The sequence below is a fragment of the uncultured Methanobrevibacter sp. genome, from assembly GCF_947170395.1.
GTDB lineage: Archaea > Methanobacteriota > Methanobacteria > Methanobacteriales > Methanobacteriaceae > Methanocatella.
The window spans coordinates 25,455-37,395 of the sequence record NZ_CAMVTE010000021.1 but is presented as its reverse complement, the minus strand read 5'-3'; the positions used below and the strand labels follow the sequence as shown (position 1 = coordinate 37,395).

14 protein-coding genes and 1 tRNA gene are annotated in these 11,941 nt (G+C 37.0%); 9 read left to right on the top strand and 6 right to left on the bottom strand.

Features of this window, described 5'->3' with window-relative positions; all coding sequences use genetic code 11:
• The first annotated feature begins 98 nt into the window (after positions 1-98).
• Both rpsJ and Q0W04_RS07100 read left to right on the top strand, forming a co-directional pair.
• Positions 99-407, top strand: a complete 309-nt coding sequence (gene rpsJ / locus Q0W04_RS07105; RefSeq protein WP_042691424.1) for a 30S ribosomal protein S10 — start codon at positions 99-101, stop codon at positions 405-407.
• A 35-nt stretch (positions 408-442) separates the two neighbouring features.
• Positions 443-526: transfer RNA gene (locus Q0W04_RS07100), tRNA-Ser, on the top strand.
• 14 nt (positions 527-540) lie between these two features.
• Here Q0W04_RS07100 and cobK read toward each other — a convergent pair.
• From cobK to Q0W04_RS07085, 3 genes are read right to left on the bottom strand one after another with little or no spacing between them, the layout of a single operon-like run.
• Positions 541-1,332, bottom strand: a complete 792-nt coding sequence (cobK, locus tag Q0W04_RS07095; RefSeq protein WP_298501436.1) for a precorrin-6A reductase — start codon at positions 1,330-1,332, stop codon at positions 541-543.
• On the bottom strand, positions 1,329-3,758 hold the full coding sequence (locus Q0W04_RS07090; RefSeq protein ID WP_298501435.1) for a calcium-translocating P-type ATPase, PMCA-type: 2,430 nt from the start codon (positions 3,756-3,758) through the stop codon (positions 1,329-1,331). Before Q0W04_RS07090 ends, cobK begins: the two co-directional genes overlap by 4 nt.
• A gap of 4 nt (positions 3,759-3,762) precedes the next feature.
• Positions 3,763-4,152, bottom strand: a complete 390-nt coding sequence (locus Q0W04_RS07085) for a UPF0146 family protein (RefSeq protein ID WP_298501434.1) — start codon at positions 4,150-4,152, stop codon at positions 3,763-3,765.
• A gap of 118 nt (positions 4,153-4,270) precedes the next feature.
• On the opposite strand from Q0W04_RS07085, the gene rimI reads away from it, so the two are divergent.
• Entirely contained in the window at positions 4,271-4,726 is a 456-nt protein-coding gene (rimI, locus tag Q0W04_RS07080) for a ribosomal protein S18-alanine N-acetyltransferase (protein ID WP_298501433.1), read from the top strand.
• Here the strand turns inward: rimI and Q0W04_RS07075 are convergent.
• On the bottom strand, positions 4,697-5,203 hold the full coding sequence (locus Q0W04_RS07075) for a zinc ribbon domain-containing protein (protein WP_298501432.1): 507 nt from the start codon (positions 5,201-5,203) through the stop codon (positions 4,697-4,699). The genes rimI and Q0W04_RS07075 overlap by 30 nt on opposite strands.
• Positions 5,204-5,280: 77 nt before the next feature.
• On the opposite strand from Q0W04_RS07075, the gene Q0W04_RS07070 reads away from it, so the two are divergent.
• Together Q0W04_RS07070 and prf1 are read left to right on the top strand one after the other, a co-directional pair.
• Positions 5,281-6,252, top strand: coding sequence for a hypothetical protein (locus Q0W04_RS07070; RefSeq protein WP_298501431.1), 972 nt, complete (start codon positions 5,281-5,283; stop codon positions 6,250-6,252).
• Positions 6,253-6,330: 78 nt separating this feature from the next.
• Complete coding sequence (prf1, locus tag Q0W04_RS07065; protein WP_298501430.1) at positions 6,331-7,575, top strand: peptide chain release factor aRF-1; 1,245 nt, start codon at positions 6,331-6,333, stop codon at positions 7,573-7,575.
• On the opposite strand, the gene Q0W04_RS07060 is transcribed toward prf1, so the two are convergent.
• Entirely contained in the window at positions 7,560-7,799 is a 240-nt protein-coding gene (locus tag Q0W04_RS07060) for a hypothetical protein (RefSeq protein WP_298501429.1), read from the bottom strand. The two genes, prf1 and Q0W04_RS07060, sit on opposite strands and share 16 nt — an antisense overlap.
• A gap of 474 nt (positions 7,800-8,273) precedes the next feature.
• On the opposite strand from Q0W04_RS07060, the gene gdhA reads away from it, so the two are divergent.
• The 4 genes from gdhA (at position 8,274) to Q0W04_RS07040 (ending at position 11,453) form a co-directional block, all read left to right on the top strand.
• Positions 8,274-9,608 carry an NADP-specific glutamate dehydrogenase gene (gdhA, locus tag Q0W04_RS07055; protein ID WP_298501428.1) on the top strand — a complete coding sequence of 445 codons (1,335 nt, stop codon included), beginning with the start codon at positions 8,274-8,276 and terminating at the stop codon, positions 9,606-9,608.
• Between the two features lie 320 nt (positions 9,609-9,928).
• A complete protein-coding gene (locus Q0W04_RS07050) occupies positions 9,929-10,165 on the top strand; it encodes a hypothetical protein (RefSeq protein WP_292803183.1) in 237 nt (78 codons plus the stop codon).
• Complete coding sequence (locus tag Q0W04_RS07045) at positions 10,149-10,451, top strand: type II toxin-antitoxin system RelE/ParE family toxin (protein ID WP_298501427.1); 303 nt, start codon at positions 10,149-10,151, stop codon at positions 10,449-10,451. Before Q0W04_RS07050 ends, Q0W04_RS07045 begins: the two co-directional genes overlap by 17 nt.
• A gap of 405 nt (positions 10,452-10,856) precedes the next feature.
• Positions 10,857-11,453, top strand: coding sequence for an N-acetyltransferase (locus tag Q0W04_RS07040; protein ID WP_298501426.1), 597 nt, complete (start codon positions 10,857-10,859; stop codon positions 11,451-11,453).
• Here the strand turns inward: Q0W04_RS07040 and Q0W04_RS07035 are convergent.
• On the bottom strand, positions 11,450-11,590 hold the full coding sequence (locus Q0W04_RS07035; RefSeq protein WP_292783246.1) for a hypothetical protein: 141 nt from the start codon (positions 11,588-11,590) through the stop codon (positions 11,450-11,452). The genes Q0W04_RS07040 and Q0W04_RS07035 overlap by 4 nt on opposite strands.
• Positions 11,591-11,941: the final 351 nt, after the last annotated feature.

Sequence of the window (11,941 nt, the reverse complement as noted above, 5' to 3'; positions counted from 1 at the left end):
TTATGTCTTAACGTTACCCCAGCAAAATAAGTTTGTAAACAATAATTAGAAAGTATTCTTTACTTTCTTTTCTTTTTGTTTTTTTTGGAGGATAATAAATGAATCAAGCAAGAATTAAGCTTACTGGAACAGACCCGGAAAAATTGGCATATGTATGTGATCAACTCAAAAAAATTGCTGAAAGAACTGGTGTTGACTTGTCTGGTCCTATTCCATTACCTACTAAAAAATTAGTGGTCCCAACTAGAAAATCTCCAGATGGAGAAGGTAAAGCTTCTTGGGAAAAATGGGAACTTAGAATTCACAAACGTTTAATCGGTATTGGAGCTGATGAACGTGCAATGAGACAAGTTATGAAAGTTAACGTTCCTGATAATGTAAGTATTGAAATCGAACTTAAAGGATAAATATTTAGAATCCTTCTAAATATTCCTTTTCACATGCCGAGATAGTCTAGTCTGGTAAGGCGCAGGACTTGAAATCCTGTGAGGTTTCCCTCGCCTGGGTTCAAATCCCAGTCTCGGCGTCTTATTTTTATATCTATTTTTTTAAAAAACCTTCTATTTTTATTTCTAATTCTTTTAAATCATTGACGATGTCGTTTTTGTTTAACATCTCTATTTTTGGGCGCTGGATCATTATGATTGCAACATCCTTTTCGTTTGCAGCTTCAATCTTTTTGATGACTCCTCCGATTTCGCCGCTTTCCTTTGTAATCATGACGCTTGCATCATATTTTTCAATCAGGTCTATGTTTTCTTCCTTTGTGGCCGCACCTGTCATTGGAATTATGTGGTCAGGATTGATATTGAGCTCATCGCATTTTTTAAGTGAGTTTTCAACCTTTAAAATCCTCGGATAGAACCTTTCGACTGGAACGTATTTCACGATGTCTGCCATGGTGTTTGCTCCTGCAAAATGCAGCACGTTTCCGCTATCAAAATCACTTGCTATCAGTTTTCCTGCCTCGTCAAATGAACTTACGTAGTGGATGTGTGATGTCTCAACGTTTTCAAGGTTGGTGGTGGGTCTTTCAAAGCGTATGTATGGGATTTTTGTTTCTTTTGCAATTGTTGCGGAAGTCTGTGTGATGTGTTCTGCAAAGGGGTGTGTCGCATCAATGAGAATGTCAAACTCCCCGTCAGCCAATATCTCTTCAATCTCATCCTTTAAAAGAGGCCTTGCAATCGTATCGTCACTTCCTGCATCTCTGGCAAGCCTTGCGCCGTATTCTGTTGTGGTTGTGGTTAGGATATGTGCGTCATAGTTTTTCTTAACGTGTTCTATAATGTTTGTTGAGTCCTTTGTACCGCCTAGAAGAAATATTTTCATTTTATCACTTTGCCGATTATTTTTTGAGCTATCAATATTGTTGAAGCGACTATAAGTATGATTATCCAGTCAGCCATTCCTATTGATGTTGTCCTGAATATTGTCTGCAGCTGCGGAATGTAGAGTATAAGAAGCTGGAGAATGAATGATATCAGGATTCCAAGATAAAGGTATCTGCTTGATTTTTCGGAGTTTGCCCTTCCATTGAATGCGTTTAGAAGCTGATACACTACAAACAGGGTAAATGCAACTGTCATTGCCTTTTTGGTTGGCACTCCTGTTGTGATTTCATAGCTGTAAACCGCTATTGTTCCCGCTGCCATTACAATTCCTAAAAGCAGTATCTCAAGCAGTATGTTTTTTGTAAGAATGTCTCCCGTTTCAGGAGGCCTTTGCATAATGTCTCTTTCAGCCCCTTCAATTCCAAGCATCTGTGCCGGAGGGCCGTCCATTACGATGTTCAGCCATAAAAGCTGTGCTGGGTTGAAAGGAAGCGGCAGGTTGAGAAGTGATGTTCCCACAATTGTAAGTATTGCCCCGACGTTTGTGGAAACCTGGTATTTGACGAATCTCTTGATGTTGTCATAGATTTTACGTCCCCCTTCAATGGCCTTTACGATGGTTTTGAAGTCATTGTTCTGGACTATCATGTCGGAGGCCTCTTTTGCAACGTCGCATCCGTCACCCATTGCAACTCCGATTGATGCCTTTTTAAGTGCCGGCGCATCGTTTACTCCGTCTCCGGTCATTGCAACAATGTTGTCAAGCTTTTTGAGTGTTTCAACGATTTTCATCTTTTGGGCAGGCTTTACCCTTGCATAGACCTGGATGTTTTGGGCCGCCTTCAGGTATTCTTCATCTGAAAGCTTGTCAAGTTCTCCTCCGGTAATCACTTCTCCGGTTGTAAGGATTCCCAGTTTTCTTGCAATTGCGCATGCGGTCTTTTCATGGTCTCCTGTAATCATGATTACCTTTATTCCTGCTTGAATACACTCCTCAACTGATTTTTTGGCATCCTCTTTAGGAGGATCAATGAGACCCAGAAGTCCGGTGAATGTCAAATCGCTTTCGGCATTTTCTTCACCGTTGATTTTATATGCAAATCCGATTGTCCTCAGTGCATGTCCGCTCATTTCGCCAATTTTTTCAACTAGCTTTTGCTTCATTTCAGCTTCAAGAATTTCAATACTTCCGTCCATATCTATGTATTTGCATTTATCTAGAATTATTTCTGGAGCACCTTTTGTTAAAACAATATTATTTTCACCGTCTAATCTATGTATAGTAGTCATCATTTTACGATTGCTGTCAAGTGGGATTTCATCAATCCTTTCAAGGTCGCATTCATGAGTGTGACAATATTTGAGAATGGCTCCATCAGTCTGATCTCCGATGAAATCATCGCCATTTAGAACTGCATTGTTGCACAGTTTACCTATAAGGTGTGTTTTGTCCCTGTTTGTATAAAAGCTCTCGACTACAGTCATTTTGTTTTCGGTGAGGGTACCTGTCTTGTCACTGCAGATGACTGTACATGACCCGAGGGTTTCTACAGACAGAAGCTTCCTTACGATTGCATTGGATTTTGCCATTTCGCTCATTCCGAGTGCAAGTGTCAGTGTCAGCACTGCAGGAAGGCCTTCCGGAATTGCGGCAACCGCCAGTGAAACCGCAGTCATGAATGTTTCCACAACAGGAACTCCCTGAAGCAGTTCCATAATGAAAATGGCTATACACACGACAATTGCAATTGCAGAAAGAATTTTTCCAAGCTTTCCAACCCTTTTTGCAAGAGGGGTTTCCTCATCCTCCTGTTGGACGATGTCTGCAATCTTTCCTATTTCCGTTTTCATTCCTATTGCGCTGACCACTCCAAGACCGTTTCCGCCCAATACGTTGGAGTCCATATAAACCATATCCTCTTTTTGCTTTCTGACGGCTTCGGATTCTCCGGTCAGCTGGGATTCATCACACATCAGATTTTTGGATTCAATCAAAATCAAATCTGCAGGTATTTTGATTCCTTCCTCCAAAATGACAATGTCTCCGACGGTAAGGCATCTGGCATCAATTTCCTCGATTCTGCCGTTCCTTCTGACTATTGCGTGTTTGCTCATAAGGTCCTTGAGGCTTTCGACGGCCTTTTGCGATCGGTACTCCTGGATGAATCCGATTATGGTGTTTAGAAGTACCGCAAGCATGATTACGCCTGCATCGATAATGTCTCCGATGAGAAATGACGCAACGGCGGCTATTATTAAAAGTGCAATAAGGATGTCTGCAAACTGTGATAAAAAAAGCACGTAAACCGGTGTGGGCTTTGCCTCTTCAAGTTCATTCGCACCGTATTCGGATTGTCTTTTCTGGACTTGAGTGTCGGTAAGTCCTTCCTTTGATGTTTCGTATTTGGATAATATGTCACTCATAACATCACCTTAAAGTGTAAAAGCTTGCCTTTTTGAAATTTTTTAATTTCATTTTAACCCTGCCGGTATTTAAATCTTCGTTTGTAAGAGGTTTGATTATCAGATCACATCCGATTTTCTCGGCGAGACTTGCGATGTATGGCTGAAGCTCGCTTGGGGGTCTTATGGAATAGATGATGTCAGTGTTTTCGTATATGCTTAAATTGGGATTGGTGATGTCGTCTCTTATCACTGTGCTGTCGGCCGGGTCGATGTCTGTTTTGATGATGGTGATGTTGTCCTTTTCCGAGAGCATGTCAGCTATTGCGCTGAACCTTCCCACTCCGATTTCGGCTATTTTGACATTTCTGTTTTTCGTTAATGATAGGATATATTCTCCAAAATCTTGCCACATGTTTTGTCCTCTAATATATATTAATCAATAACAGATATTAAATGATGCCGATACTATCAGGCAATGGGGAATATTTTCAAAAATGTTATATAATTAATCGTAAATAATCTATGTTATTATGATTGTAAGAAAATTCACACCTGACGATTTGAAAAGGGTTCATGAAATAGAAAGCATGTCGTTTGACCAGTCCTATGGCATTGATGTATTTTTGGGCCTGTATGAAATGGGTGTGGGATTTCTCGTGGCTGAACAGGACGGTTATGTAATAGGATACGTTATTTTTTGGATCAAATATGAAAATCAGGGCCACATAATTTCAATAGCTGTCGACAGGGACTACAGGAGGCTGGGTGCGGGAACCCATCTTTTGGTAAAGGCAATCTCCATTTTATCCCTTCTGAATCTGGACACCATTTACCTTGAGGTCAATGAAAACAACCGTGAAGCCATAGAATTCTACAGGCAATTCGGGTTTAAAATAGACCGCATTGTATCTGGATATTATGAAAACGGCGACGCTGCAGCAGTGATGTATCTGCATCTAAATGGAGGTAAGGTTAAATCCGATTAGCTGCTGGTAGTCGGCGAGGACTTCAGGTGAAATGTTTCCGGTTGCAAAAAGAACTGCAAAAAGCAGAACGTAAAATCCGAATATCGCAAGCTGGATATGTCCGTGACGCCTCAGGGAAGGATCCTTTCTGGTTGAAAGGTAAATCGCAATAACCAAACCCAAAAGGCCTCCGAGAACTGAGAAAAGATAGCCTAAAACGACAAGAATTCTGCTGCCTCTTCCGGAGCTTTGTGGTGTTTCTGAGGGCTTGTTTATGACAATAGGGTTTATGACGCTATTGTTTTTCATCTGGTTTTTAAAAAGCAATGGAGTGCCGCACTTGACGCAGAAATCAGCCTCATCCGGATTGTGATATCCGCATAGGGGGCATGTCTGCTCTGCCTGGTCTATTTTTGGAAATTCATATCCGCATTTGATGCAGAATCCGTATGCATCATCGCTTGTTGAACCGCACTGTGGGCATCTTCTAAAAACCATACTATCACTTACTAATTAATTAACCTCATTAAGTTTATAAACTTTTTTAATTAAGTTCCATAAATATATTAACATTTATGATTGAAAAGATAGAGATAACACAAAGGTTCAATTTCAAACGCCTCAACAGGCATTACGAATGCTTCACGATAGATCTGGTTAACCGGAATGCCTACTATAAGATTTCAGAGCGTGGAAGCGGAGATAAGGTCCTTGATGAAAGTCCCCTCTGCGACGATTCCTGGATTGATATTCTTGTTGATTTAAGAGAGAAGATGAACAGTGAAATCTACAGTTTAACTGATGATGAAATCGACACATTTAGCCACTGCTTTGAAAGCCTTAGGCTGTTTGAGGATTTTCAATCCGAAAGGTTTCTTTATTTTGAAAAGCTTGAGCTGATTTATTCCTGCATTGTAATAATATATTCGACAGACGGCTATGAGGAGTACAGCTTTAAAAACAACTTTCCCAAAAATTGGCCTGAATTCGCCAAACTTTTATGTGAAATATTCGGCTTTGACGTCCTGCATCTCAACCATCAAAGAAAAATGGCAACCCCTCTTTTTTATGAGATGAAACCTGACGGGGTTTATCTTGACGGTGAAAGGCTACAACTCAGGTCATTGGAGTTCGGCCATTACCGCACCATGCCCTATGAGCTTCCAAACCCCCGTCTGATTGTCAATTTTGAAGAGGGGTCAATCGAAGGATACATCCAAAAGCGGATGTCGGACTCTGATGAGAAGCTGATTTTGGACCTTCTTGAAAGGTATCATGTCTACTGCTGGATTTTAGCCGATTATCATAAAAAATCACTTGCCAGGGACCCCGATGATTTGGAAGGCTATGACTGGTATCTTGAAATGGTGTTTGAAGGCGACGTGATATGGCATCTTTTCGGATACAACGACTATCCCGACACATATGTCCATCTGGCCCATGAGGTATCCGACATTACCGGAATGGATTTGCTTGAAATCGCAACCATCTCTTCGGCTGACATTGAATTATTTGACAAATTCGGTGATGAAATCCTTAAGAAATAGCTGTTTTTCCATTACTTATTTATATTTAAAAAAAGATATCTATTACTATTATATTAATTTAATTTTTATAGGGATAACATGGCTGAAGTATCATCAAAAGAATTATATGAATTTAAAAAAGCATTAAAGGAATTGGCACAGAAAAGAGGTAGAGGTACAGAGCTTGTTTCCGTTTATATTCCACCTGATAAGCAATTGAGTGATGTGGGTAAGCACATGAGAGATGAGCTTGGTCAGAGTGCTAACATTAAAAGTAAACAGACAAAGAAAAATGTACAATCTGCCATTGAAGTAATACTGCAAAGAATCCGTTTATACAAAAAACCGCCTGAAAACGGTCTGGTGCTCTTTGTGGGCATGATTCCGAAAGGAGGTCCCGGTACCGAGAAGATGGAAACCTACGTTATCGAACCGCCTGAACCGGTTACAACATACTGGTACAAGTGCAACAACGAGTTTTTCCTCGAACCTCTCGAATACATGATTGAGGAAAGGGATACCTATGGCGTTGCCGTAATCGACAGAAGGGAAGCCACCATAGCTTCAATGAAAGGTAAAAAAATCAATATCCTCACTCACATTACCAGTGGTGTTCCGGGCAAGCACAAGGCCGGTGGACAGTCCCAGAGAAGGTTTGACAGGGTCATTGAACAGGCAGCTCACGAGTTTTTAAAACGTATCGGAGACCACATGAACGATGACTTTTTGCCTTTGAAGGATGATTTGAAGGGAATCATTCTTGGAGGACCTGGTTTTACCAAAACAGACTTTGCTGAAGGTGACTATCTTAACTACGAACTCAAACAGAAGATACTCTCCATAGAGGATACTTCCTACACCGGGGATTTCGGTATCCGTGAGGTCATCGAAAAGTCAGCTCCGGTTTTGAGCGATTTGGATGTAATCCATGAAAAGCAGATGGTTCAGAAGTTTTTAAAGGAACTTACCAAAGACCAGGGTCTTTCATCATACGGTGAGGATGAGGTGAGAACCAATCTCACAATCGGTGCGGTAGACACACTGCTTCTGTCTGAAGATTTGACTGCAATGCGCAAGATGTTTGTCTGTCCTAGCTGCGGAACCACCAAGGAGTTCACCGTCAAGACACAGTCTGAAGCCGACAAAATTGAGGAAAGGTGTCCTAACTGCAACGAACTTTTAAAGGAAGAAGATTCAACCGATTTGGCTGATTACTTTGTTGAAAAGGCTGAAGAGATGAGTACCAATGTTGAGTTCATATCTACTGAAACCGATGAGGGCATGCAGCTGTTCAGGGCTTTCGGTGGTATCGCTGCAATATTGAGATATCATGTTGAATACTGATTGTGGCGTTTTGCCATAACCTTATTTTTTCTTTTCTTTTTTGTATAATATTCACTTAATCCTTCTTCAACTCTTATTTTATTTATCAGTTTAAAAAACAGGTGTCTTGATATTTCGCATTCATCATATAACTCAATGTAGAGTGAGTGCAGGCTTCTGTTCTTGTTCAGATAATTTCTTTTTAGCTTTTCATATTGGGATCTTTTAATTTTTTCCCGGCTCATGGTTCACCAATTTTGTGCTTTTGTATATCAAAAAATAATTTTTACTCTATTTTGTATTTTGATTTGTTAATTATGGTATATAAAAGAGTATGCTTTTTAAATTTCTATCTATTTTTGTTTAATATTTTTGCGGATTAGCTGGCGATTGTTTGGATATTTCCCGTGATGTGGGGGCAATGTTGAAAAATATATATTCCGTTTTTGGTGGAAGTCATTTTCCGACTTTGTCCACCAATTGATTATTTTAACTAGACATTTTGATTTAATATTCAAAAAGAGATATTTAATTACACATTAATTTTTGAATATTTTATAATTTGTTTAAGATAAATCTTAATTTATTTGAATAATATTCTAATATTTTATCAAATATTGAAAAATATTTAAATATGAGAAGATTCATATAATAAACTAGATTGTTGAATTTCTATGAAATTTGATAGTTTATTCTAAATTTGATTTGGAGGAATATTTTTGTCATACGTAGATGAAGTAATTGAAACCATTATTGAACAAAACCCTTCAGAACCGGAATTCCACCAAGCTGTACGCGAAGTATTGGAATCCTTAAGGGTTGTAATTGAAGAAAACGAAGAAGAATACAGAAAAAACGCACTTCTTGAAAGATTAACCAATCCTGAAAGACAATTAAAATTCCGTGTCCCATGGATTGACGACAACGGACAGGTACAGGTAAACACAGGATACCGTGTACAGTTCAACAGTGCAATCGGACCTTACAAAGGCGGATTACGTTTCCACCCATCTGTAAACGTAGGTATCATCAAATTTTTAGGATTTGAACAAATCTTCAAAAACTCCTTGACAGGCCTTCCAATCGGCGGAGGAAAAGGTGGATCTGACTTTGATCCTAAAGGAAAATCAGACAGAGAAATCATGGCATTCTGTCAGTCATTCATGACCGAATTATGCAAATACATTGGTGCAGATACCGATGTTCCTGCTGGAGATATTGGAGTAGGTGGTCGTGAAATCGGATTCTTGTTCGGCCAATACAAAAGAATCAGAGGATTATACGAAGGAGTATTAACTGGTAAAGGTTTATCATTCGGTGGTTCACTTGCAAGAACCGAAGCAACCGGATACGGATTATTATACTTCACAAACGCTATGTTAAAAGCAAACGATATTGATATTGCAGGAAAAGACATTATCGTATCAGGTGCAGGTAACGTAGCTATTTATGCAATTGAAAAAGCTCAACAATTAGGCGGAAACCCAGTAACCTGTTCCGATTCAACAGGCTGGATTTACGATCCTGAAGGAATCGATGTAGAGTTATTAAAAGAAGTAAAAGAAGTAAGAAGAGAAAGATTAACCGCATATGCTGAAGCAAGACCATCAGCCGAATACCACGAAGGAAAAGGCGTATGGACAGTTAAAGCAGATATCGCTCTTCCATGTGCTACCCAAAACGAATTGCAGTTAGAAGATGCAAAAACCTTAGTTGCAAACGGTGTCGTTGCTGTTGCTGAAGGTGCAAACATGCCAACCACAATCGAAGCAACCGAATACTTACAGGAAAACGGCGTTTTATTCGCTCCAGGTAAAGCATCCAACGCTGGTGGAGTAGCTACTTCCGCACTTGAAATGTCACAAAACTCAGAAAGGTTATCCTGGACATTTGAAGAAGTTGACGGTAGACTTCAAACCATTATGGAAACTATCTTTGCAAATGTTGCAGAAGCTGCTGCTGAATACGACATGGACAAAAACTATGTTGCAGGAGCAAACATTGCAGGATTCAAGAAAGTTGTTGATGCTATGAACGCACAAGGCATTGTTTAGATGTCCTTGTTTCTTTTTTCTTTTTTTTAAGCTATTTGAGTTTTATTTTATTTATAACTTATTATTAAGCATATTTATTTGAAATTAAGTTAAATTTATCAGATTTGTTTCTTTTAGGATATTTTTATCAAGTTATTTTTTGTGTGTTTTTGTGCAAAATCGCACTTCCAAAAATTTCATTATTTTAGAAAATATATTCTTAATTAGAATTTCTCATAAGTTTTTCATTTACAAGAATATATTTAATTACAATAATTATAAATAATATATTTGATATAATTAATGTATATAATTAACTTCAATATACTGGAGGATTCGCTATGGCAATGAAAACAATTCGTGTAACTGAAGAAATTCATACAAAACTAGCTCACTTGGGTTTAAAATCCGAAACATACAATGATATTATAGCTAGATTAATTGAGGTGTATGAAAGAATGTATTTTGATGAATTAAGTGATGAAGACGCAGATTACTATAATGAAAGGATTAGGCATTTTGAAAGCGGCGACTACAGCGGCACCAGAAAAGTTGATTTAAATGCCCTCAGAAAATAATTCTGAAGTGAATTATGAACTTTTTGAAGATAAAAGGGCAATTAAATTCATGGATAAAAATTCTGATGATGAAAAATTGATAAAGAGGATACATGGCAAATATTATCAATTGGCCGTTGATCCATATAAAGAAGCAGAAAGTTCATTTAAAAGCAGAAAATGTCCTAAATGTAAAAAAACAAGGGTGGGAGATTATAGGATTATATATTTCATCAATGAATCAACTAAAGAGGTTGAGATAATTGATATTGGTCCTAGAAGATCCATCTATAAAAAATGGAATTAATTTTTAAAAGTAGGGTGGGATCACCTGTTTCTCGCACAAGGAATCGTATTGATTTCCTTGTTTATTTTTTCTTTTTTTTAGATTAATTATTCTTTATTTGTTTATTTAATAATTTTAACTTGTTTTGGATTAATTTAATAAATTCTATTTTTATTTATCATTTTAAACTGTTTATGTTTAATTTTGAATTTATCGTAAGTAGGGTGGTATCGGGTGGTTCGTCGTGTTTTTTCACATATGTGATTTTACATGCAGTCGCACTTGAAAAGTTAATATGTACTATCTTTTACTAAATTAATATTAAATTGGTTTTATGTTCAATTGAAATTAGTCAAATGTTTTTAATCATTAAATTGGAACTAATTTTCTTTTGAAATATGAAATAAAGCAAATGAAGGTAGTATTATGGATATTGAATATATTAAAGAGAATTATAAATTCGAAACATTAACTGAAAAACATGATTTAAGTAATTTTGAATGTGACTCTGATGATTTAAATGATTTTATTAAAAATGATGCATTAAACCAGCAATATGATAAAATAAATATCACTAAACTAATCACTTGTGATGGTGAGATAATTGGATTTGTTTCATTGCTAACTGATACTATTCCTTTAAAGAATATTCGTGATGAAAATATTAGGTTAAAATTAAAACCCCATTATAATGAAAATATTGAAAAGGTTCCTAAAAAGAAACCATTGCCTGCAATAAAAATAGGAAGATTTGCAATCGATAAAAAATATACTAATGGGGGATTAGGTTCACATATCCTCAGAAATGTCATAAACTCCATTAGAAAATTATCTGAAAATGATGTAGGTTTAAGGTTTATTGTTGTTGAAGGTTATGCCAGTGCATATAATTTTTATGCCGTTCATAACCACTTTTCAAACTTAAAAAGAGATGATGAATTAATTAAAGAGAAGTTGGACAGGATTATCAAACAAAATCCTGAACAAACTTTCTATTTGTATCTTGATCTCAAGAAAAGTTAAAATAGGACTATTCTTTGAGATTCACATTTTTTTCTAAATTCACGGTCTTCTCTGCTAGGGGGTTCATTCATTTTTCTTAAAAAATCCCTGGCTTCTTTACCGTATAATGTTGGAGTTTCACCAATAGGTTTTGCCATATGCATTCACCTCAATAATATTTTAATATTTAATTGTATTTTATCCTTTAAATAGTTTACATTTTTCATTAATGGGACAAATAATTATTTTTTTTAAGATTATCCAAATATTTATATAGTATGATTTTTTCAAAGCAATTTTACATTGTAAAAGCAATTTTTAGGGTTTAATGGGAAGTTTTTATCAGACTTTGTTTTTTCAAATAGGGTGGTTCCACCCAATTCTCGCACAAGGAATCGTATAGATTTCCGTGTTTATTTTTTCTTTTTTTTAGATTATTCATGCTTTATATGAGTTATAAAGAATTTTTACTTTTATAATTATATAATTTACTTATTTAAATCGATTTG